Genomic DNA, 22,889 nt, shown 5'->3' on the forward strand with positions numbered 1-22,889 from the left:
CCGGGCTGCTGGTAGGACGGCTGCTGCCCGCCTGCCTGCTGCTGAGACGCCTCCTCCTCGGCCAGCGACCTCGGGGCGCTCCCCGGCAGGGGCGGCGCACCGAAGCTGACCCGTGGCTCGTCGCCCTGCCCACGAGGGGCCTCGGACGGGTCGCGCGGCGTGACCGGCTCCGGGGGGCGGGTGGCGTCGTCGGAGTCGTCGGTGCCTCGGGGGGTGTCGTTCATGGTCGCGGTGCTCCTTCCAAGCCCCGCTAGCCTGGTCCCTCTGCCTGTGGGGAACATATGGCGAGCCTGAGCGGGTCCTGCGGCCACGGTATGCGCCCGCCGCACGTCGGGTCCGCGCCCGTCACCGGACGACGCGGGGCTGGCCGGTGTGGCGGGCGGCGGCTACGGTGTCGGGACCATGACTGCACCAGCCCCCTGGCAGCGCGTCGCCCGCGGCGCCCGGCTGCTCGACGACGACGGCCGGCTCGCCACCACGATCTTCGCCGAGATGTCCGCCCTGGCCGCCGCGACGGGAGCGATCAACCTCGGGCAGGGCTTCCCCGACGAGGACGGTCCGCGCGAGGTGCTCGACGCCGCGCACGCGGCCCTCGACGCCGGCCTGAACCAGTACCCGCCCGGGCGCGGCGTGCCCGTGCTGCTCGAGGCTGTCGCGGAGCACCAGGCACGGTTCTACGGCCTGCAGCTCGACCCCGCCCGCGAGGTCCTCGTGACGGCCGGCGCCACGGAGGCCCTGGCCGCGACCCTGCTCGCCCTCGTCGACGAGGGCGACGAGGTGCTCACCCTCGAGCCCTTCTACGACGCCTACGGCGCGGTCATCGGCCTCACGAAGGCGACCCACCGGACGGTCCCGCTCCGGGGCACGGACTTCCGCGTCGACCACGACGAGCTCCGGGCCGCCTTCTCCGACGCCACGGCGGTCGTCCTCGTGAACGACCCGCACAACCCGACGGGCAGCGTGCTCGACGACGAGACCCGTCAGCTGCTCGTCGACCTGGCGATCCGCCACGACGCCGTGGTCGTCACCGACGAGGTCTACGAGCACATGCTCTTCGACGGCCGCCGCCACGTCCCGATCGCGACGCTGCCGGGCGCTGCCGACCGCACGGTCACCATCTCCAGCGCGGGCAAGACGTTCAGCGTGACGGGCTGGAAGATCGGCTGGGCGACCGGGCCCGCCGAGCTGCTGACGCGCATCCTCACCGTCAAGCAGTACCTCACCTACGTCAACGGGTCGGTCTTCCAGCCGGCCGTCGCGGTCGGCCTCGGCCTGCCCGACTCCTACTTCGCGGGCCTCGCCGACAGCCTGCAGCGACGCCGCGACCTCCTCACGGAGGGGCTGACGACCGCCGGCTTCGGGGTGTCGCCCTCGAGCGGCTCGTACTTCGTGGTGGCCGACTCCCGCCCGCTCGGCTTCGACGACGCAGCGCAGCTCGCCCGTCGGCTGCCGGAGCTCGCCGGGGTCGTGGCCGTGCCCGTGAGCGCCTTCTGCGGGCCGGAGCTCGCCCGCGAGCACTCGTCGCTGCTCAGGTTCGCCTTCTGCAAGACGACCGGGGTGCTCGAGCGCGCCGGCGACCAGCTCGCGCGCCTGCGGACCTAGTCGACCGGGGCGCTCGCGTCTCCCTCACGGAGGACGGTCTCCCGGCGCGCGAGCTCGCGGCCGGCCTCGCGCAGCCACGGCTCCGGCCGGGCGGACGACTCGGCTGCTCCGCCGGCGAGCACGGCGAGCTCCACGACGGCGTCGAACGAGCCGGTCTCCGTGGCCACGGACCCCGCGACGAGGGCGGTGCGCACCCCGGCCCGTGCGGCCTCCGAACAGACCCAGGCGACGACCTTGCCCTCGGCGGTCTGGGCGTCGTACCGGCCCTCCCCCGTGACGACGACGTCCGCGGTCTCGACGAAGGAGCGGGCGTCGACGGCCTCCGCGACCGCCTCGGCACCGGACTCGAGGACGGCTCCCCAGAGCAGCAGGCCGAAGCCCGTGCCCCCGGCGGCCCCCGCGCCCGGGGTGGCCGGGTCGACGTCGACCAGCGACGCGAACGAGGCCAGCGCCGCCTCGAGCGCGAGCACGTCGTCGGGGCCCGCGCCCTTCTGCGGCCCGAAGACGGCGGCCGAGCCCCTCGGCCCCAGCAGCGGGCTGCGGACGTCGGTCAGGCCGACGACGCCGTCGACCGGCAGGGCGCGGAGCCCGCTGAGGTCGAGCCGCGACGCCGCGGCGAGGCCGTGGGCCCCGTCGACGACGGGCTCCCCCAGGGAGTCGAGGAGGCGCGCGCCGAGCTCGGTCAGCATCCCCGCGCCGCCGTCGGTGGACGCGCTGCCGCCCAGCGCGACGAGCACACGTCGCGCCCCGGCGTCGAGGGCGGCCGCCACGAGCCGGCCCAGCCCGCGGGTGTGCGCGTCGTACGGCTGCGGACGCGTCAGCAGGCCGAGGCCGCTCGCCGCGGCGAGCTCCACGACGGCCACCGCGCCCGGCAGCAGCAGCCAGGACGCCGTGACGGGCCGCCCGTCGGGCCCGGGGACGGAGAGCTCGTGCCGCACCGCACCCGGCACGGCCGACTCGAACGCGTCGAGGGTGCCCTCTCCCCCGTCGGCGAGCGGCAGGAGGCGCACGACGTCGTCGGGGCGGACCTCCCGCCAGCCCTCCGCCAGGGCGGCGGCGGCGGGCGCCGCGGCGATCGTGCCCTTGAAGGAGTCCGGGGCGACGACGACGGAGAGGGGCGACTGCATGTGCACACAGTGACACGTCCCGGCGCCCGCGGCGAGGGCCGCGTCGGGGTCGGTGCCGACGTCGACGAGCGAAGGGACCGCAGGGCCCGCCACACCGGCCTCCGGCAGGCCGCGACCCGTGCGGCGGGAACGACGAAAGCCCTGGTCAGGAGACCAGGGCTTTTGTGTGTGTCGCGTTCTCTGTTGCGGGGGCAGGATTTGAACCTACGACCTCTGGGTTATGAGCCCAGCGAGCTACCGAACTGCTCCACCCCGCGGCACAAGAAGAAACACTACCAGGCGATCTGCGACCTGTCCAATCGGTACGACCACCGACCCCGAGCCGCCGCCTGCAGGACGACCGACCGCCCCTCGACCGGGGTCGAGGGGCGGTGGTCGTCACCGGTGCAGCGGTCGGCGCTACTGGCCGGCGGTCGCGGCCTCGCTCGCGGTCACTGCGGCCTCGAGCGCGGTCTGGAGGCGCTCGTCGGCCTCCGCCGCGGCCACCAGGTCGTTCGACTGGTACGCCGCGCTGCGGTCCTCGAGGGCGGACTGCGCGTCGGCGAGGGCCTGGTCGAGCTGCGAGTTGCCGGTCGCGCCCGTGCCGGCGCCGGCACCGGCGTCCGGGGCGTCGCCCGCACCCGTGTCACCCGTGTCGCCCGTGCTGGTGTCGCCCTCCGGCACGCCCTCGTCGCCCGCCTGGGCACCGGAGTTGCCGCCGAAGAGCGAGTCGAGCGCTCCGTTGAGGGTGTCCTCGAAGGCGATCTTCTCGCCGAACGAGACGAGCACCTTCTGCAGCACGGGGTACGACGTCTCGCTGTTCGACTTCACGTAGATCGGCTGCACGTACAGCAGGCCGCCTCCCACCGGCAGAGTGAGCAGGTTGCCCCGCACGACGCTGGTGTCGCCCCGGGTGAGCAGCGCCAGCTGGTTCGCCACGGCCGTGTCGGTGTTGAAGTTGTTCTGCACCTGGCCCGGGCCGGGGACGGTGTCCGTCTTGGGCAGGGTCAGCAGTGAGAGCTTGCCGTAGTCGGGCGAAATCTCGCCGGGCGTCGTGCCCGCGTCGGCGTTCGCGGCCAGGTACCCGGTCAACACGTTCCGCGCGTTCTCCCCCGACTGCTGGGGGATGTACGTCGAGTAGATCGAGAACGCCGGGTCCTGGTCGGGCAGCTGCAGGGTCAGGTAGTACGGCGGCTGCAGCGGCGGGTTCGCCGTGTTGCTCGTCGGCTCGTTCGGGGTCACCCACGCGTCGTCGCTCGAGTAGAACGAGTCGGCGTCGGTCACGTGGTAGGTGCCGAGGATGGCGCGCTGCACCTTGAACATGTCCTGCGGGTAGCGGACGTGCTGCATCAGGTCGACGGACATGTCGCTCAGCGGCTTCGTCGTGGACGGGAAGATCTTCTGCCACGTCTTCAGGATCGGGTCCTCGGTGTCCCACGCGAAGAGGTCGACCGACCCGTCGTAGGCGTCCACGGTCGCCTTGACCGAATTGCGGATGTAGTTGATCTCGTTCGACGCGTAGACCGGTCGCTCGGTGTAGGTGTCGGCGATCGCGTCCGACAGGGCCTGCGGCTTCGAGTAGGGGTACTCCGGGGTCGTCGTGTAGGCGTCGACGATCCACTTCACCCTCCCGTCGACGACGGCCGGGTACGGCGCGCTGTCGATGGTGAGGTACGGAGCGACCTTCTGCACCCGCTGGGCCGGGTCGCGGTCGTAGAGGATCTGCGACTGGTCGTTGACCGCGTCGGAGAGAAACACCTGCTCCGACTGGAACTTGATCGCGTAGATCAGCTTCTTGAACGCGCTGTCGAGCTTCGGCCCGCCGTCGCCCTCGAAGGTCGTGGTCTGGTTCGTGCCGTTGTCGTTCGCGCCCGAGGGGTAGTCGAGCTCGATGTCGTCGCCGCCGTCGCCGCCGACGATGGAGTAGTCGGGCGACTCCTGGCCGAAGTAGATGCGCGGCTCGTAGGTGTCCGAGTCGCCGAGGGCGCCCGTCACCGGGATGCCCGACTCGAGGAAGACGGGCTGGCCGTCGGCCGAGCGCTGGTTGCCGTAGGCCGCCACGACGCCGTAGCCGTGCGTGTAGACGAACGTCGTGTTGTACGGGGTCGCCGAGTTGCCGAGCTGGTCCGTGTTGAGCTCGCGCACGGCGATGACGGTGTCCTGCTGCTGGCCGTCGATCGTGTAGCGGTCGACGGAGAGCTGCTCGGGGAAGCTGTAGTACTGGCGGTACTGCTGCAGCTGGGCGAAGGCGTCGGTGACGAGCGCCGGGTCGATGATGCGGATGTTCGCGGTCGTGACCGCGTCGCCGGCGAGCGCGCCCGCCTCGGCGTCGCTCTGCGCGTCGTAGGACTGCTCCTCGACGTCGGCCACCCCGTACGCCTCCCGGGTGGCGTCGATGTTCCGCTCGATGTAGGTCGACTCGACCGTCCGCTCGCTCGGCTCGACCTGGAACCGCTGGACGATCCAGGGGTAGATGCCGCCGACGATGATGCTGATGATGATCAACGCCGCGGTGCCGATGACGGAGAGGCGCCACTTGCCCACGACCGCGGTGACGATGAAGAGGATCGCCACGACCGCCGCGGCGAGCGCGAGGATCTGCTTGCCGGGGATGCCCGCGGCGACGTCGGTGTAGGTGGCGCCGGTGACGAGCTTGTTCGTGCCGTCGGTGAGCGTCGCGTACTGGTCGAGCCAGAGGCTGAGGCCCTGGAGGGCCAGGTAGAGCGCGGCGGTGACGGCCAGCTGGATGCGCGCCACGCGGGAGATGCGCACGTCACGGCCCGAGAAGCGCAGCGCCCCGTAGAGGTAGCTCGTGGCCAGGGCCGCCAGGCCCGCGATGAGGACGACGGCCGACGCGAAGCCGACGGCGCCCTGGTAGAAGGGCAGCTCGAAGACGTAGAAGCCCACGTCGAGGCCGAACTGCGGGTCGGTCTCGCCGAAGGAGGTGCGGTTCAGCCACTGCAGGGTGACCTGCCAGCGCGTCGAGGTCGCGATGCCCGCGAACAGCCCGAGCACGATCGGCACGCCGAGCACCACGACGCGGCGGAGGGGCTCGATGACCTGCTGGTAGCGGTCGAGCTGCGAGTTGAGCTTCGCGTAGACGGGGCGGAACCGGAACGCCACGTCGATGCTGACCCAGACCGGGACGGCCATGGCGACGAAGCCCACGAGGAACATCACCGCGCCCGCGATCCACTGCGTCGTCAGCACGTTCGCGAACCCGAGCTGGTCGTACCAGAGGTAGTCCGTCAGCAGCGACGAGAAGATGAAGAACGCGATGACGAGGGCGGCGAGGATCGCCACCGTCACGAGGACCGGCGCTCGGGGCGAACGTCGCGGGGTGCGCGACGATGCAGGTGACGTCAAGAGGGTGCTCCTGGCTCAGGGGACGTGGACGGCCATCCTACGTGTCGAGCCTGACCGTTCCACCGTGCCCGCGCCTCCTCGCAGGGAGCTGTGCAGGGGCCCTCAGCCGGCCGTGCAGGTGGGCAGCGAGGCGGTGTCGCCGCCGTCGGCCACGGTCTCGAGCGCCGTCACGGCGTCGTCGAGCGTGGCGACCGCGTAGACGTCGAGGCCGGAGGGCACGTGGCCGACGACCTCGTCGCAGTTGCTGGCCGGCGCGAGGAAGACCGACGCCCCCGCGTCGCGGGCTCCGTACAGCTTCTGGCGGATGCCCCCGATCGGCCCCACGGTGCCCGAGGCCGTGATGGTGCCCGTGCCCGCGACCGTCTCGCCGCCGTTGAGCTCGCCGGGCGTCGTCTTGTCGATGATCCCGAGGGCGAACATCATGCCCGCGCTCGGGCCGCCGACCTTGTCGAGACGGAGCGTCACGTCGAAGGGGAACTCGTAGTCGACGCTCACGCCGACGCCCAGGAGCGGCGTGCCCTGCACCTCCTGCGGGGTGACCTGCTCGGTCACCCGCTGACCGTCGCGCTCGACGACGACGTCGGCGGGGCCGTCGGCCCCGTGGTCGGCGACCACGGCGCGGAGGGCGTCGACGTCGCCGTTGGTCGTGAGGTCGACGCCGTCCACGCTGACCACGACGTCGCCCTCGCGGAGCACGCCCGCCGACGGTCCGTCGTCGGAGACCTGGCTGACCGTGACGGTGCTGGGCACCTGGTACCCCTCGTGCACGAGGGCGGCCGCGACGGCGGACTTCTGGGAGTTCTGCATGTCGACGGCGTTCTGCTCGTCGACCTGCTCGTTCGAGACGCCGGAGGGGTAGATCGCCTCGACCGGCACGACGGCCCGGCTCGGCGAGAACCAGGCCTGGACGACGTCGAGCCAGCTGGGCCGGTTCGCGACGTCGCCGCGCACGCTGACGGTCAGCAGGTCGAGCGACCCGGCCGTCGGGTACGTCTCGGCGCCCTCGACGGTGATGAGCGGCTCGCTCTCGCCCTCGTAGTCGGCGCTGCCGAGGGTGTCGAAGACGGGGCCCGGCTGCTCGATCAGGTAGGGCGAGGGGAGGAAGGTGAGCGCGAGCCCGGCGACCAGGGCCACGACGAGCAGCCACCACCCGAGGGCGGCACGGCGACGGGGCTGCTCGACGGGTCGAGCCGGGGGCGTGAACATGGCCACGGACGGTCCTTTCGGTGTTCGCCACGGGCGCAGCGGCGGACCGGGAGGCGTCGGCCGGAACCCAGGCTGTTCCTGCGGCCAGCAGCTAGCGTAGTCAGCATGACTGATGAACCGCAGCGCGGCCCGGAGGACGAGTTCCGAGAGATGCTGCGCCAGTTCCTGGCGGGCGGCTCCGACATCGATCCGTCGAAGCTCGCGGGCGCGGCGGGGCTCCCGTCCGACCCGGCCTTCGTCGCCCGGCTGATGAGCCAGCTGCAGGACGCGGTGAGCCGCAGCGGCGACGGCATCGACTGGAGCGTCGCCACCCAGCAGGCGACCGCCGTCGGCACGGCCTCCGCCGTCGCCGCCGACCCGGCCGCCACCGCGGCCCTCGAGCAGGCCTTCACCCTCGCGGCCCTCTGGCTCGACGAGGTCACCTACGTGGCCGAGCTCACCGTCCCCCCGAAGCTCGTGAGCCGTGCCGAGTGGGCGCGCCTCACCATGCCGGTCTGGACGCAGCTGGCCGAGCCGGTCGCCGAGTCCATCGCCGACTCCCTCACCCGCGTGCTCTCCGAGCAGGCCCCTGACGAGATGCAGTCGCTCCTGGCCGGGGCGGGCCAGGTCATGCGCAGCGTGGGCGGCACCCTGTTCGCCCTCCAGCTCGGCCAGGTCGTCGGCCAGCTCTCGACCGAGGTCGTCTCGGGCGGCGACGTCGGCATCCCCCTGCTCGACGACCAGCAGGCCGCGATCGTGCCGCAGAACGTCGACGCCTTCGGCGAGGGCCTCGACATCGAGCGCGACCAGGTGCAGCTGTACCTGGCCGTCCGCGAGCTCGCGCACGCCCGGCTGTTCCGGCACGCGCGCTGGCTCCGCCTCCACCTCATCTCGTCCATCCGCGAGTTCGCCCAGGGCATCCGCATCGACACGAGCCGGCTCGAGGAGCTCGCGGTCGACTTCGACCCCGAGTCGCCCGAGCAGCTGCAGGACGCCCTCGCGAGCGGAGCGCTGATCCCCCCGAAGACGGACGAGCAGCTGGCCGCCCTGGCCCGCCTCGAGACGACGCTCGCCCTCATCGAGGGCTGGGTCGACGTCGTCACCGCCGAGGCGACCGCGCGCCTGCCGAAGGCCGGCGCGATCGCCGAGACCGTCCGCCGTCGCCGTGCGGCCGGCGGGCCCGCCGAGTCCGCGTTCTCGACGCTCGTCGGCCTCGAGCTCCGCCCGCGACGCCTCCGCGAGGCGGCGGCGATGTGGTCGGCCGTCAGCGCCGCGGTCGGGGCCGAGCAGCGCGACGCGCTGTGGGCCCACCCCGACATCGTCCCGACCGACGCCGACATCGACGACCCCCAGGCGCTCGTGGCGCGGCTGACCGCGTCCGAGCCCGCCTTCGACGACGTCGACCAGGCCATCGCCGACCTCCTGGCCGACACGGGCGACGACCGTCCCCGCGAGTCCACGGACGGCAGCGCGGTCGAGTCCGGGGCCGACGCCGCCGACGCGACCGACGCCGACGTCGAGACCGACCGAGACGACGACGGCTCCCCCGACGGCGGTCCCTCCCCCGCTCGCTGACCGTGGGCCCGCCCGGGCGGGCCTGTGGACAACGCGGGGCGGCCGTTCCCGCTGCAGCAAGCTCGGGGCGTGCCCGCTCCTCGCCCCCTCCGCCTGCCCGACCACGTCCCCGTGCTGTGGCGCGACCCCGACACCCTCCAGATCGGGGTCGAGCGGGCCCTGGTCGTGCTCCGCGGCGTGAGCAGGCTCGAGGAGGCGGTGGTCGCCGCCCTCGTGGCCGGTCGCGGCGACGGCGGGGTCACCGCGCTCGCCGCTCAGCTCGGCGCCGACGCCGGGTCCGTCGCCGCCGCCGTGCAGCGGCTCGAGCCGGCCCTGCTCGCCGACGGGCCCCGCGCGACAACTCCGCTCGTGCGCCTCGCGGGGTCGGGGCCCCTCGCCGACGCCGTCGGGCGGCTCGCCCAGGCGGAGGGCCTCGGGGTGCTGCGGGTCGACGCCGAGAGCGTCGCGGGCTCCCCCGGTGACCCGCGGAGCGCCTCCTCGGTGCCTGCCGGCCTGGGCCTGGTCGTCTCGGGCCTCGTCTCCGACCCGTGCGTGACGGCTGAGTGGGTCCGCCACGACGTCGTCCACCTGGTCGTGCGCTCGGGCGACCGCTCGGTGCGGGTGGGGCCGGTCGTCGTGCCGGGCGTGACGGCGTGCGTCCGGTGCCTGCACCTGCACGACGGCGAGGCCGACCCGGCGTGGCCCGCCCTCGCCGGTCAGCTCGTGACGGCCCCGCCGACGCCCCTGTCGTCGCTGGTGGTGCACGAGGCGGCCGCGGCGGCGGTGCGGCGACTGCTCGCCGTGGCCGAGCACGGAGCCGGCGACGACGCGGCGGCCGTCGACCGCCTCGACCGGGCGAGCGGTGAGGTCACGCGCTCGTGGACGACGCCGCGTCGCGACTGCGGGTGCGGAGCTCCTCCAGGAACCGGCTCGGTCGACGCTCGCCGCCCCGGCCCTGGCCCGCCGCGCCCCACGACAGCCGGAGGCGCTCCCGGGCCCGCGTGACGCCCACGTAGAGCAGTCGCCGCTCCTCGTCGATCGCCTCGAGCCCCTGCGCGTAGCTGATCGGCACGAGGCCCTCGCTGAGGCCCACGAGGTAGACGCTCCGCCACTCGAGCCCCTTCGCCGAGTGCAGGGTCGCGAGGGTGACGGCGGCCATCGTCGGCTCGTGCTGCCCCTGCTGACGGGCGAAGAGCTCGTCGACGAACTGCCGCAGCGTGGTGTCGGGGGGCGAGGCCTCGGCGAGCCCCATCAGGGCGTTCAGCGACTCCCAGCGGTCACGCACGGCGCCCCGCTGCTCGGGCGCCTCCTGCGTCCACCCCAGCGAGCGCAGCACGTCGCTGACCGTCTTGAACAGCGGCTCGCCCACGATGCTGACGGCCGCTCCCTTGAGCATCATCAGCGCCTCCTTGACCTCGCGCAGCTCGAAGAACCGCGTCGCGCCCTGGACCCGCGTCGAGACGCCCACGTCGGAGAGAGCGCGCTCGAGCGCCGCCGCCTGGACGTTGACGCGGTAGAGCACCGCGATCTCCTCCGGCGCGACGCCCGACGCGATCTCGTCGGCGATCGTCTGGGCCACGCCCCGCGCCTCCGCCATGTCGGTCGGGTACTGCGTCACCGGAGGCACCGGCCCGGTCGTCTCGACCGCGGGGTGCAGGTGCAGGGCGCCGGGCCGGCCGCGCATGAGCTGGTTGGCGGTGTCGACGATCTGGCGCGACGAGCGGTAGTTCTGCTCGAGGCGCACCACCGTCGCGTCGTCGTACCGGGAGCCGAACCCCAGGAGGTAGTCGGCGGAGGCCCCGGCGAACGAGTAGATGGTCTGGCTGGCGTCGCCGACGACGCAGAGGTCGTTGCGGTCGCCGAGCCACAGCTCGAGGAGGTGCTGCTGCAGGGGCGAGACGTCCTGGTACTCGTCGACGACGAAGAAGCGGTACTGCTCGCGGACCTGCTGCGCGACCCGGGGCTCGAGCTCGAGCATGCCGACCGTGGCCAGCAGGACGTCCTCGAAGTCGAGCTGGCGCCGTTCGTCCTTGATGTCCTCGTAGGCGGCGTGCAGGTCGAGCGCCGCCTCGACCGACACCGACTGCGGCAGCGAGCGCGAGGGCACCTTCAGCGCGTACTCGTCCATCGTGAGCCGGGAGACCTTGCGCCACTCGATCTCGCCGGCCATGTCGCGCAGCGAGGCGGTGTCGAGCTTGAGCCGCAGCCGCTCGGCGGCGTGCGCCAGCAGCTTGCCCTTGCCGTCGAGGAGGCGCGGCATCTGCCCGCCCATGGTCTGCGGCCAGAAGTACGACAGCTGCGAGAGGGCGGAGGCGTGGAAGGTGCGCGCCGACACGCCCCCCGCGCCGAGGTGGCGCAGCCGCCCGCGGAGCTCGGCCGCCGCGCGGGAGGTGAAGGTGAGGGCCATCACGCGGTTCGGGGCGTACACGCCGGTCGCGACGCCGTAGGCGATGCGGTGCGTGATGGCGCGGGTCTTGCCGGTGCCCGCCCCCGCGAGGAGGCAGACCGGCCCGAGCAGCCGACGGGCCGCCTCGCGCTGCTGCTCGTCGAGCCCGGCGATGAGCTCAGCGGCCTCGGTCACTGGTCGAGCTCGCCGCCGAACCAGTCCTCGATGATGGCGCGGGCGATCGACGTGCGGCCCGGCAGGAGGACGTCGCCGAGGCTCGCCGCGAGCTCGTCGCGACTGAACCAGCGCAGGTCGAGGATCTCGGCGCCGTCGGGCTCGAGCACCCCCGGGTCGGCGGCGTCGACGACGGCCCGGAAGCCGAGCATCAGGCTCGCGGGGAAAGGCCAGGGCTGCGACCCGAGGTACTGCGGGTCGACGACCTTCACCCCGCTCTCCTCGAAGACCTCGCGCTGCACGGCCTGCTCGAGCGACTCACCGGGCTCGACGAACCCCGCGAGGAGCGACCACCGGTTGGACTCCCACAGGGCGTTCGAGCCGAGCAGCAGCCGGTCGTCGGCGTCGGTGACGCCGACGATGATCGCGGGGTCGGTGCGCGGGAACACCTCGTGGCCGTCGTCGGGGTCGCGCCGGACCCAGCCGGCCTTGTCGCTGACGAGCTCGCGGCCGGTGCGCGGGGCGAAGCGGTGCGAGTCGTGCCAGTTGGCGAGGGCGACGGCCTCGACGGCCAGGCCCACGTCGCGGGCGCTGAGCGTCGAGCCCGTGGCCCGCGGGCTGCTCCACGCGTCGTCGTCGGGCTCGAGGGCGGCCGCCTGGTCGTCGTCGAGCAGCGCCGCCACGACGGGGGTGCCGACGGGCTCGGCGGCTGCCGGGTCGAGCGACCGGCCGAGGTAGAGGTGGTCGCGAGCCTGGCCGAGGGCGGCGGGCTCGAGCAGGGCCAGCGCCGACGGCGTCGCCATCAGGGTCCGGCCGCGCCAGACGGGCAGCACCCTCGTGTCGGCGGACGACAGCAGCTCGGCGACCACGCCCGGACGCTCGCGGGTGAGGTAGTCACGGTCGACCTGCTGCCGGGACAGCGGGAGGCGGGGCGTGAGCGGCGAGGACATCGGACGACCAATCATCGCGAGTTGACAGCGTGGCGCGCGGAGTGGCACCGGGCGCGGCGGCCTACCCTGAGGGCATGGCCAGATCTCATCTCACTCTAGCCGCGTTGGCCACGGCCGCCGTCGCCGAGCTCGACGTCGTGACGGCGTCGCCGCACGGCTCCTCCCAGGGCGGCGACTACGACTCCGCGGTCGTGGGCAGCAGCGACGGCGAGCAGCTGATCGTGCGGGTGCCGCGCAGCCAGCGCGCCGAGGCCACCCAGTCCGCCGACCTCGTCGCGCTGCGCGCCCTGAGCGCCGGGGTCCGCGGCCGCCTCCCCTTCGCCGTCCCGCAGTACCGGGGCCAGGCGCCGATCGGCCGCACGCGCGGCATCGTCTACGACTTCGTGCCCGGGCGCCACCTCCGCAGCAGCGAGGTCACCTCCGGCTCCGGCCTGCCCACCGCCCTGGGCCGCGGCATCGCCGCGATCCACTCGCTCCCCACGAGCTTCGTCACCGACGCCGGGCTCACGAGCCACACGCCCTTCGAGGCGATGCGGTCGTCGGCGGCCCTCGTCGACCGGGCCGCCTCGACGCGGCTGCTCCCCGCCGCGCTGCTGGAGCGGTGGGAGGCGGCGATCCAGGACAGCGTGCTCTGGCAGTTCCAGCCCACGGTTGTCAACGCCTCGCTCGAGGCGTCGTCGGTGCTCGTCGTCGACGACGCTGTCAGCGGGGTGCTCGGCTGGCACGACCTCCAGGTGGGCGACCCGGCACGCGACCTCGCCTGGCTGCTCGGCGCCCCCGGGCGCGAGGCGATCGACTCCGCCTTCGACGCCTACAACGCCGCCCGCGGCACCAGCGACCACCAGCTGCGCCACCGGGCCACGCTGTACCGCGAGCTCGACCTCGCCAAGTGGCTGCTGCACGGCACGAGCACGAAGAGCACCGCGGTCGTCGACGACGCCGTGGGCATGATGACCGACCTCGTCGACCGGCTGCAGGCCAGCTCGCAGGGCGGCATCGGCGCCGGCGGCACGGCCGCCCTCGACCTCGACGGCGTCGAGGAGCTGCTCGCCTCGACGGAGCGCCGGCACTCCTAGGCCGCCCCTAGGTCGCGGCCGACGTCGGACGACCGGCCTCGACCGCCTCCCAGAGCGCGACCAGCTCGGCCCGGTCGGCCACGTGCCGCGGCTCGACGACCACGTCGTCGGCGACGAAGTAGAAGACCGCGTCGACGCTCTCGGCCGGCACCCCCCGGAAGCTCGCCCAGGCCTCGCGGTACAGGGCGAGCTGCAGCTGCCGGAGCTCGAGGTCGGCGGCGTCGACGGGCGCAGCGCCCGTCTTCCAGTCGACGACCTGCCAGCGCCCGTCGCGCTCGAAGACGGCGTCGATCTTGCAGATGACGGTGCGGCGACCGAGCGGCAGGTGCACCTCGAGCTCGACCTCGACCGGCTCGACGCCCGCCCACGGCGAGCGCTCGAACGTGCGCTGCAGCTCGACGAGGCGCCGTGCGTCGTCGGGGTCGACCAGGCCCGCCGTGCCGCCGACGCGCTCGTCGTCGAGGTCGATCTCGGTGGCCCAGGCGTCGAGGACCTCCGCTCGCCCCGTCGGCCGGTACCGCTCCTCCACCCACTCGTGGAAGAGGGTGCCCAGCCGGGTCGCCCGGTAGGGCCTCTCGGGCAGGGGGCGGCGCAGCGACGCCGCGACCGCGGCCGGGTCGCTGACGTAGTCCTTGAAGCGCGAGGCGGGGATGCGCTGCGGGAGGTCGATCGACCCCGCCCGCTCGCGGATCGCGTCGCGCTCGCGGAGCAGCAGGTCGATGTCGGCCGACCACGGTCCGTCGACGACGTCGGGGCGGTCGGGCTCGACCGTGCGGGCGGCGATCTCACGGCTGACCCGGGCCGCCGCTCCCTCGACGGCGGCCCGTCGCGGGCCGAGCGGGTCGATGGGCCAGGCGAGCTCCCGGGTCGTGTCGGCCAGGGGGTTCTCGTCGTCGTCGGGCAGCTCGGGCAGCGCGCCCGGGGGCAGGACCCCCGCGTCGACCAGCTCGCGCAGGTAGCGGCTCGCCGCCCGGGGCTTGACGGTGGTCGACCAGAACGACCCGCTCAGCAGGACGGCGTCGCGGGCCCGCGTGAGGGCCACGTAGGCGAGGCGCCTCTCCTCGGCGAGGTGCCGCTCGACGAGCTCGGCCCGGAACGCGGCGAGGCCCTGGTCGAACTCCTTCTGGTCGTCGACGCCCCGCCAGGCGAGCTGCGGCAGCTCGGCGGCGTCGCCGCGGAACTCGAACGGCAGCTCGCCGAAGCCGAGCCAGCCGACGCCTTCCCGCGAGGTGCCGGGGAGCTCCCCCTCGACGAGCCGCGGCACGGCCACGACGTCCCACTCGAGGCCCTTGGAGCCGTGGACGGTCAGCAGCTGCACGGTGCCGGGCTCGCCGTCCTCCGAGCGCGGGCCCATGTCGTCGCGTCGCTCGGCCGCCGCGAGCCAGGAGAGGAAGCCCCCGAGGGTCGCCGACTCGTCGGTGGCCACGTAGCCGGCCAGCTCGTCCTCCAGCGCCTGCAGCCAGGCTCCGCCGTGCCCCTGGCCGGTCGCGGCGCCGACCTCGACGTCGAGGAGCATCTCCTGCTGCACCAGGGTCACCAGGTCGACCAGGTCGAGACCGACGCGGCCGCGGAGGAAGGCGAGCTGAGAGCCGAGGCGCCGGAGACGCGCGAGCCCCTCGGGGCTGAACTCGGCGAGCTGGCGGTGGCCCTCGGGAGCTGTCGTCACGAAGTCGAGCGCGTCGACGATCGAGCCGTGCTCGCCCACGGCGACCGAGGCGCGGAAGCCCGCCGCGACGTCGTCGCCCAGCTGCTGCTGGGCGTGGTCGTGGGAGAAGAGCCACGACGACACCGACCGCAGCACGGCGATGTCGTGCAGCCCGACGCGCCACCGCGCGCCCGCCATCAGGCGGATCAGCTCGGAGCCCGCCGCGGGGTCGTGGAGCACGCGGAGGCACGACACCAGGTCGACGACCTCGGGCCGCTGCAGCAGGCCTCCGACGCCGAGCACGTGGTACGGGACGCCGCGGGCGGCGAGCGCCTCGACGAACGCCGGCACGGTCTTCTTCGACCGGAAGAGGATCGCCGCCGTCCGCGGCTCGGCACCCCCGTGCCGTGCCGGGTCGAGCTCCCGCTGGAGCCAGTGGGCCACGCGGTCCGCCTCGGCGGGCAGGGTCTGCTCGAAGACGACCTCGACCCGGCCCTCGGGCGCCGCGGGGCGCGGGCTGAGCTCGGCGACGGCGCCCTCGGCCGCCGCGGCCAGCTCGGCGACGACCGCGTTGGCCGCGTCGAGCACCCGCGAGGCGTTCCGCCAGCTCGTCGACAGGCTGTAGAGAGCGCCCGGCGCGGCCCCGAAGTCGACCGGGAACCGCCCCAGGTTGGCGGCGGAGGCGCCGCGGAAGCCGTAGATCGACTGGTGCGGGTCGCCGACCGCCATCACGCCCGTGCCGCCGAAGAGGCGCGAGAGGAGGGTCGTCTGCACCACGCTGGTGTCCTGGTACTCGTCGAGCAGCACCACCCGGAAGCGTGCGCGCAGCTCGGTCACCACGTCGGGCGCCGTCTCGCAGACCTCGAGCGCGAGCGCGACCTGGTCGGAGTACTCCACGAAGCCGCGGCGCGCCTTCTCGTCCGAGAAGGCCCTCGCCAGCTCGAGCAGCGGAGGGAGGGCGGCGACGGCCGCCACGGCGTCGACCACCGACTTGTACGGCGTGCCCTTCGTCGACGGCAGGCCCGCGAGGTCGAGGAACCGCTCGGCGAGGTCGGCCACGTCGGCCGCGTCGGCGACGTTCTCGCTCAGCGCGTGGCTGAGCCTGAGGACGGCCTCGGTCAGCGAGTCGACGCTGCGGCCGAGCCCGGCGAGGCGGTCGTCGGTGCTCGCGACGACCAGCGAGCGCGCCAGCTGCCAGGACGACGCCTCGCCGAGCACCTGGGCCTCGCTCTCGCGCCCGACCCGGAGGGCGTTGTCGCGGAAGATGCCGTTGGCGAAGGCGTTGTAGGTCGACACGGTCGGGGCGTCGAACGGGTCGACGTCGTCGCCGAGCAGCCCCGCGGCCGAGAGCTGCTGCACGCGGCGCTCGATCCGTTCGCCGAGCTCGCCCGCGGCCTTCCGGGTGAAGGTGAGGCCGAGCACCTCGGAGACCCCGACCAGGCCGTTGGCGAGCAGCCAGACGACGCGGTTCGCCATGGTCTCGGTCTTGCCGCTGCCGGCGCCCGCCACCACGAGGGCCGGCTCGAGGGGCGCCTCGATGACGGCCTGCTGCTCAGCCGTGGGGCGGGGCAGGCCGAGCACCTCGGCGATCTCGACGGCCGAGCGGAGACCCCGTGCGGGGGCGGCCGGGGCGCCCGTCGTCGGGGGCGGGGCGGCGACGCTCACGAGCTAACCTCCCCGACGACGTGGATGCGGCAGGTGCCGCCGTTGCGCCCCTCGCAGTGCTCGTCGAGCCGGGCCACGAACACGCGCCCGGCCATGCCCTCCGCGGCGTCGGTGACCCGGTCGCGGAAGCCCTGGAGGGTCTCGGCGTCGAACGGCGCCTGGGCGGGCTCGCGGTACAGCTTGCCGCGCACCCCCGACGAGACGATGACGAGCTTCGCGCCCCCGGGTGCCGTGCCCTCGGGCACCTCCTCGATCGCCCCGTCGGCGAGCGCGACCTGGTAGCTGCCGAGCTGGGGGTGCTCCGCCACGGCGCGCGGCGAGGTGGGCACGGCTCGACCGGTCTTGAGGTCGACGATGACGGCCGCGCCCTGGGCGGTGCGCTCGACGCGGTCGATCGCCCCGCGGAGCCGGGCCGGGCCGATGTCGAGGGTGAACGACGACTCGGCGGCGAGCAGCTCCGCCCCGGAGGCCTCGAAGTCGCGCAGGTACGACGACAGGCTCTCGGTCATCTGCCGCGCTCGTCTCTTCTCGGCCTCGGCGATCCACGGCGACTCGAACTCGAGCTCGCCCCAGCGCTCCTCGACCGCGGCCCAGAGCGACTCGACGTCGGTCGCCGTGGCGTGCTCCATCACGTCGTGCAGCACCGTGCCGAGGCCCATCGCCGCGCTCGGGGCGGAGCCGCCGAAGCGGTCGACGAACCAGTGCAGGGGGCACTCCTCGAACGAGCCGAGCTGCGACGGCGAGACGGGCACGTGCGTCTCGGGCACCGCGAGGTCGACGAGCGGGGCCGTCGTCGTGGGCTCGGCCAGGCCGTACCACTGCCCGGGGTGGGCCCCGGCGACGCCGGCCTCGGCGAGCTGGGCGAGCCCCCGGGCCGCCGCGTCGCCGCGGACGCCCCTCGGCGTCGTCACGAGCGCGTGGCGCAGGTGGCCCACGAGCCCCCGCAGCGACAGCGGGTGACCGCCGGAGGCGCGGGGCACGTCGGCGGGCAGCAGGCGGGAGAAGACGGACGGCCCCTCGGCGTCGTCGGCCGTCCACGACACGACGACCTGGCGGCGCGCCCGCGACACCGTCAGCGCGAACATTCGGAGCTCGTCGCTGAGGACGCCGGCGCGCGCGTCGGTCGGCGCGGCCGGGGCGGGGCCGTCCAGCTCGCCCGCGCGCAGCCGCTCGGCGGCGTCGACGAGCTCGTCGGGCCCGAGGAGGGCGCCCCGCACGCGGAGGTTCGGCCAGACGCCCTCCTGCACCCGGGCCGCGACGACCACGTCGACCTCGACGCCCACGGCGGAGGCGGGGGTGCAGACGAGGACGGAGTCGGCCGAGGCCTGGGGCGACAGGGTGTCCTCCGGCACCTCCGCGTCGAGCAGGGCGTCGAGGAACCCCACGGCGGGCGCCTCGGGCGTGCGCTCGACGTACCGCTTGGCGGCGGTGAAGAGGGCGACGACGCCGTCGAGGTGGCGGTCGGCCTCGGCGGCGACGATGCCGCGCCCGGCCGACCGGGTCGACCACTCGGTCGCGAGGCCGCTGCGCTCCCACAGCCCCCAGAGGACCTCCTCGATGCTCGCGCCCTCGTCGGCCGCCCGCCGGGCGGCGTCGAGGCTGGCTGCGACCCGGCCGGCCCGGGCGGCCGGCCTCGAGTCGATCGTCACGAAGCGCCCGGGGGCGCCGAGGGCCTCCACCAGCAGGGCGTCGGCCGATCGCGTGCCGCCGCCCGCGAGCTCCTCCGCCCGGAGGGCGAGGCGGAGGCGCCGGAGCGAGAGGGGGTCGAACCCGCCGAGCGGGCCGAGCAGCAGGTCGGCGGCCACGTCGGCCGTGAGCGGGTCACGACCGACCGCCACCGAGGCGGCGAGGAGGAGGTGCCGAGCCCCGTGCTCGTCGCGCACGGCCCGGCCCGCCACCGGAGTCCGTGTGGGCACCTCGGCGAGCTGGAGGCTGCGCGCGACCGAGGTCACCTGCCCACCGCTGCGGACGACGACCATCATGCGCGCCCACGGGACGCCGCGCAGGAGGTGGTGCTCGCGGAGCAGCCGGGCCACGCCCGACACCTCGTGAGCGGGGCTGTCGGCCTGCACGGTGACCACCGGCGTCACGCCGCGCCAGGGCCCCTCGTCCGCCGTCGGACCGGCGGCGTCGGCCGCGTGCTGCCGCCCGGCGGCGGCCGTGCCGATGCGGGCCGTGACCCGGCCGACGAGCTCGCGCAGGGCGTCGTCGTGCCGGTGCACCCGGGTCAGCCAGAGGGTCTCGACCCGGTCGAGGCCGAGCCGCGGCGCGAGACGGCCGAGCACGTCGGGGCTGCCGCCGCGGAACGCCGTCGTGGCGAGGTCGGGGTCGCCGAGGGCGACGACCGCGACGCCGCGCCGCACCAGGGCGCGGAGGAGGGCGACCGTCGACCGGGTGGCCTCCTGGGCGTCGTCGACGAGCACGACGCGGAGGCCGTCGACGGCGGGGGCCGTCTCGCCGCGGTCGAGGGCCGCCACGGCGAAGTCGACGAGCTCGGCCGAGTCGAGGCGGCGGCCGGCCAGGCCGTCGACGACCGCGTGGTACTCGTCGGCGAAGTCGGCGACGGCCCGCCAGGCGGGCCGGTCGAGCCGGTCGCCCAGCAGGCGGAGGTCGTCGCCCGACAGTCCCTGCTCGGTGGTGCGCATCAGGACCTCGCGCAGCTCGGTGCGGAAGCCGCGGAGCGCCCGCACGCGTGGGCCGAGCTCGTCGGGCCAGGCCGGCCCGCCGCCGTCGGCGAGGTGCCCCTCGAGCACGGCACGGACGATGCTGTCCTGGTCGCCGCCGGTGAGCAGCGTCGGCGGCACCTGCCCCGCGAGGCGCGCGGAGTGGCCGACGACGTCGAAGGCGAGGGAGGCGACGGTGCGCGCCAGGGGGCCCGGCGTCGGCACCTCGACGCGCGCGGCCAGGACGTCGCGGAGGCGCGTGGCCGTCGTGCGGGTCGGCGACAGCGCCAGCACGGAGCCGGGGGCCCAGCCCCGCCGCTGCAGGCGATCGACGACGAACTCGACGAGCGTGGTCGTCTTGCCGCTGCCCGGGGCGCCGATGACCGCGGCGGACGCCCCGTCGGCCAGCTCGAGCACGGCGCGCTGGGACGCGTCGAGCTCGACGACGCGCGCTGCGCGCTCGTCGTCGGTCACCGGTCGGAACGCCGTCGCCACCATGGGGTCGACGCTACCGGCCGCCACCGACGGAGCGCGTCGGCCGGGCTGCTTGCGCCCACAGTGAACGGGCACGCCCGACCCGGCGCCGTCGGATATCGTGACGTCGTGGACATCAGAATCGGCATCGCCAACAGCCCCCGTGAGATCAGCTTCGAGACGTCGCAGAGCGCCTCCGACGTCGAGGCCGTGGTCGCCCAGGCCCTCGACGGCGGCAAGTCGTACGTCACCCTCTCCGACTCGAAGGGCAAGACCTACCTCGTCCCGACCGCGTCGCTCGCGTACGTCGAGGTCGGCTCGGAGGAGAGCCGTCGGGTCGGCTTCGTCGGCTGACCCCGTGGAGCTCCTCTTCGTCTGCCTCGGCGGCGCCCTGATCGGCTTCGTGCTGCACGCCGCCCTGCCCGCGCGCGACACGCGCGGCGTGCTGCTCGTGCCCGGCGTCGCGACGGTCGTCGCCGCCGTGGCGTGGGAGCTCCTCCTGCAGCTGGGCTGGCGGGCGGACGGCGGCTGGATCTGGGTCGTCTCGCTCGCCCTCCCGGCGGTCGCCGGGGTGCTCGTCGCCCGGGGCCTCGTCGCCCGGCGGCGCCGAGCCGACTCCGAGCTCTACGAGCGGGTGGTCGCGGGCGCCTGACCGGTGTGCGCCGGTCGCGACCGTCCGCAGCCCACGGGCTCCGCTGGGCGGGAGACGGTCAGGCCGTGAGGCCGAGCGCGTCCATCCGGCGCGTGTGCGCGGCGATGAGCTCGGTGAAGACCGGCTCAAGGCGCTCGTCGTCGGCCGAGACGTGCGCGGCGTCGATCGCGGCGCGGGCCACGAGCAGGGTGTCGCCGACCAGCCGTCGGCCCCAGAGCGCCAGCCGCGAGGCCAGGGCAGGGTCGTCGCCGATCGCCCGGGAGAGCTCCTCGACGATGACGGCCTGGTCGTCGCCGGCCTCCAGCACGCGGACGATGCGGTCGCGGGGGTCGCCGTCGAGCCCTGCCGCGAGCCGGACGAAGACGTCGTTGAGCAGGCCGGCTCCGACGTACGCGCCGAGCACGGCCTCCGACCAGTCGGTGCCCTCGATGCGTCGGCCGAAGTCGTCGACGGCCGCGACGTGCGGCTCCATCAGCTCGGTCGGGTCGTCGCCGCGACGACGGATCTCGGCCACGAGCCCGCGGTGACGGTCGAGGGTGCTGCCGGCGACGTGGCCGGTGACCTCCCGGGCGCGGACGCTCGGGGCGACGGCGGAGGCTCGGGCCAGCGACTCGAAGAGCGCCAGCTGGAGGTACGCGGCCTGCCCCAGGTAGACGGCGAGGTCGGGCGTGAAGTCACCGAGCTCGACCCGGTTGACGGCGACCGGACGCGACGCGGGTCGCGGCCACTGGAGGGTCGGGACGCCGCGCTGTGACCTACGGCCCATCCATGACACCACGCCGTCATCTTACGGGGTCCGGAGGGGCGCTCGCCCCGACCGGCTAAACTCCTCGCATCCCCCTATATGAGACAGGGCAACACTTTGACATTCACAGACCTCGCGATCGACCCCGACATGGTCGACGCTCTGGCGTCGAAGGGGATCCTCGAACCTTTCCCCATCCAGACCCAGACGATCCCCCTCGCCCTCAGCGGCCAGGACATCATCGGCCAGGCCAAGACCGGCACCGGCAAGACCTTCGGCTTCGGCCTCCCCATCATCCAGCGCATCGGGCTCGACCCGGCCCCCGGCGTCAAGGTCCTCGTGGTCGTCCCGACCCGTGAGCTGTGCGTCCAGGTGGCCGACGACCTCGAGGTCGCCACCGCCAACCGCGCCACCAAGGTCGTGAGCATCTACGGCGGCAAGGCCTACGAGGGCCAGGTCGAGCAGCTCAAGGCCGGCGCGCAGATCGTGGTGGGCACCCCCGGGCGCCTCCTCGACCTGGCCGGCCAGCGCCTCCTCGACCTGAAGAACGTGCAGGAGGTCGTCCTCGACGAGGCCGACAAGATGCTCGACCTCGGGTTCCTCAGCGACATCGAGAAGATCTTCCAGCAGGTCCCGGCGACGCGCCACACGATGCTGTTCTCGGCGACGATGCCCGGGCCGATCGTGGCGCTCGCCCGTCGCTTCATGACGAAGCCGATCCACATCCGGGCGACCGACCCCGACGAGGGGCTGACGCAGGCGAACATCAAGCACGTCGTCTACCGGGCGCACTCGCTCGACAAGGACGAGGTCATCGCCCGCATCCTCCAGGCCGAGGGCCGCGGCAAGACCGTCGTCTTCACGCGCACGAAGCGCGCCGCCGCCAAGCTCGTCGAGGAGCTCACCGACCGTGGCTTCAACGCCGCCGCCGTGCACGGCGACCTCAACCAGGAGCAGCGCGAGCGCGCCATGGCCGCGTTCAAGGCCGGCAAGAAGGACATCCTGATCGCCACCGACGTCGCCGCCCGCGGCATCGACGTCAACGACGTCACGCACGTCATCAACCACACCGTGCCCGATGACCACGACACCTACCTGCACCGCGCCGGCCGCACCGGTCGCGCGGGCAAGACCGGCATCGCGGTGACCTTCGTCGACTGGGCCGACATGCACAAGTGGGCGCTCATCAACCGTGCGCTCGACATGGGCCAGCCCGAGCCGGTCGAGACGTACTCGTCGAGCCCGCACCTGTTCACCGACCTCGACATCCCGGCCGGCACCAAGGGCCGGCTCGCGTCCGCCCCGAAGGCGGCCGTCGACGGCGGCTCCACCGCTCCCCGCGAGCGTGCCGCCGGGGCGTCGCGCTCCCGCGGTCGCGGCGGCGACTCGACCCGCGCCTCCGACGGCCAGGGCCGTGACGGCCAGGGGCGCTCCGGCGGCCGGGGCGGCCAGGCCCGTGACGGCCAGGCCCGCACCGAGGCCCCCCGCGAGCAGGCTCCCGTCGACGGCGGCTCGGCCTCCACGACGGCCGAGGGCGACGCCCCTCGTCGTCGCAGCCGCGCTCGTCGTCGTCGCCCCGCGGGCGACGGCTCGGCGCCCGCCGCGCAGTAACGCTCCGCACATCGCCGAGAGCCCCGTCGAGATCG

At 74.3% G+C, this 22,889-nt stretch carries 15 protein-coding genes and 1 tRNA gene; 6 read left to right on the forward strand and 10 right to left on the reverse strand.

Going from position 1 to position 22,889, the window contains the following annotated elements; translation table 11 throughout:
* Window positions 1-224 (reverse strand): hypothetical protein (locus ASF82_RS15785; protein WP_200931993.1); only part of this gene is annotated, 224 nt, incomplete at its 3' end.
* Between the two features lie 178 nt (window positions 225-402).
* Here ASF82_RS15785 and ASF82_RS09510 point away from each other — a divergent pair.
* Window positions 403-1,602, forward strand: coding sequence for an aminotransferase class I/II-fold pyridoxal phosphate-dependent enzyme (locus ASF82_RS09510; RefSeq protein ID WP_056058844.1), 1,200 nt, complete (start codon window positions 403-405; stop codon window positions 1,600-1,602).
* Here ASF82_RS09510 and ASF82_RS09515 read toward each other — a convergent pair.
* The 4 genes from ASF82_RS09515 to ASF82_RS09530 form a co-directional block, all read right to left on the reverse strand.
* Entirely contained in the window at window positions 1,599-2,729 is a 1,131-nt protein-coding gene (locus tag ASF82_RS09515; RefSeq protein WP_056058847.1) for a glycerate kinase, read from the reverse strand. The two genes, ASF82_RS09510 and ASF82_RS09515, sit on opposite strands and share 4 nt — an antisense overlap.
* A 183-nt stretch (window positions 2,730-2,912) precedes the next feature.
* Window positions 2,913-2,986: transfer RNA gene (locus ASF82_RS09520), tRNA-Met, on the reverse strand.
* 142 nt (window positions 2,987-3,128) lie between these two features.
* A complete protein-coding gene (locus tag ASF82_RS09525) occupies window positions 3,129-6,074 on the reverse strand; it encodes a UPF0182 family protein (RefSeq protein WP_235491248.1) in 2,946 nt (981 codons plus the stop codon).
* A gap of 102 nt (window positions 6,075-6,176) precedes the next feature.
* Window positions 6,177-7,280 carry a PDZ domain-containing protein gene (locus ASF82_RS09530; protein ID WP_082514525.1) on the reverse strand — a complete coding sequence of 368 codons (1,104 nt, stop codon included), beginning with the start codon at window positions 7,278-7,280 and terminating at the stop codon, window positions 6,177-6,179.
* A 105-nt stretch (window positions 7,281-7,385) separates the two neighbouring features.
* On the opposite strand from ASF82_RS09530, the gene ASF82_RS09535 reads away from it, so the two are divergent.
* Window positions 7,386-8,834 carry a zinc-dependent metalloprotease gene (locus ASF82_RS09535; RefSeq protein ID WP_056056537.1) on the forward strand — a complete coding sequence of 483 codons (1,449 nt, stop codon included), beginning with the start codon at window positions 7,386-7,388 and terminating at the stop codon, window positions 8,832-8,834.
* A gap of 847 nt (window positions 8,835-9,681) precedes the next feature.
* On the opposite strand, the gene ASF82_RS09540 is transcribed toward ASF82_RS09535, so the two are convergent.
* Entirely contained in the window at window positions 9,682-11,394 is a 1,713-nt protein-coding gene (locus ASF82_RS09540) for an ATP-dependent helicase (RefSeq protein ID WP_082514526.1), read from the reverse strand.
* Window positions 11,391-12,323 (reverse strand): NAD(+) diphosphatase, encoded by a 933-nt coding sequence (gene nudC / locus ASF82_RS09545; protein ID WP_056056538.1) that lies wholly within the window; start codon window positions 12,321-12,323, stop codon window positions 11,391-11,393. The genes ASF82_RS09540 and nudC overlap by 4 nt, the downstream gene beginning before the upstream one ends.
* Before the next feature lie 74 nt (window positions 12,324-12,397).
* Between nudC and ASF82_RS09550 the strand changes: the two genes are divergently transcribed.
* Window positions 12,398-13,399 carry a phosphotransferase gene (locus ASF82_RS09550; protein WP_056058855.1) on the forward strand — a complete coding sequence of 334 codons (1,002 nt, stop codon included), beginning with the start codon at window positions 12,398-12,400 and terminating at the stop codon, window positions 13,397-13,399.
* A 7-nt stretch (window positions 13,400-13,406) separates the two neighbouring features.
* On the opposite strand, the gene ASF82_RS09555 is transcribed toward ASF82_RS09550, so the two are convergent.
* Both ASF82_RS09555 and ASF82_RS09560 read right to left on the reverse strand, forming a co-directional pair.
* Window positions 13,407-16,709: an ATP-dependent DNA helicase gene (locus ASF82_RS09555; RefSeq protein ID WP_056056539.1), complete on the reverse strand. Its 3,303-nt coding sequence runs from the start codon at window positions 16,707-16,709 to the stop codon at window positions 13,407-13,409.
* Window positions 16,706-19,870 carry a UrvD/REP family ATP-dependent DNA helicase gene (locus tag ASF82_RS09560; RefSeq protein WP_056056540.1) on the reverse strand — a complete coding sequence of 1,055 codons (3,165 nt, stop codon included), beginning with the start codon at window positions 19,868-19,870 and terminating at the stop codon, window positions 16,706-16,708. The genes ASF82_RS09555 and ASF82_RS09560 overlap by 4 nt, the downstream gene beginning before the upstream one ends.
* 105 nt (window positions 19,871-19,975) lie before the next feature.
* On the opposite strand from ASF82_RS09560, the gene ASF82_RS09565 reads away from it, so the two are divergent.
* Window positions 19,976-20,200, forward strand: coding sequence for a DUF3107 domain-containing protein (locus ASF82_RS09565; protein WP_056056541.1), 225 nt, complete (start codon window positions 19,976-19,978; stop codon window positions 20,198-20,200).
* 4 nt (window positions 20,201-20,204) lie between these two features.
* Window positions 20,205-20,498 (forward strand): hypothetical protein, encoded by a 294-nt coding sequence (locus ASF82_RS09570; protein ID WP_056056542.1) that lies wholly within the window; start codon window positions 20,205-20,207, stop codon window positions 20,496-20,498.
* Between the two features lie 58 nt (window positions 20,499-20,556).
* Here ASF82_RS09570 and ASF82_RS09575 read toward each other — a convergent pair whose 3' ends face one another.
* Window positions 20,557-21,276: a ferritin-like fold-containing protein gene (locus tag ASF82_RS09575; protein ID WP_082514527.1), complete on the reverse strand. Its 720-nt coding sequence runs from the start codon at window positions 21,274-21,276 to the stop codon at window positions 20,557-20,559.
* 84 nt (window positions 21,277-21,360) lie between these two features.
* On the opposite strand from ASF82_RS09575, the gene ASF82_RS09580 reads away from it, so the two are divergent.
* A complete protein-coding gene (locus ASF82_RS09580; RefSeq protein WP_056056544.1) occupies window positions 21,361-22,854 on the forward strand; it encodes a DEAD/DEAH box helicase in 1,494 nt (497 codons plus the stop codon).
* The last annotated feature ends 35 nt before the right edge of the window (window positions 22,855-22,889 follow it).

The organism is Frigoribacterium sp. Leaf164 (assembly GCF_001423665.1).
Taxonomy (GTDB): Bacteria; Actinomycetota; Actinomycetes; order Actinomycetales; family Microbacteriaceae; genus Frigoribacterium; species Frigoribacterium endophyticum.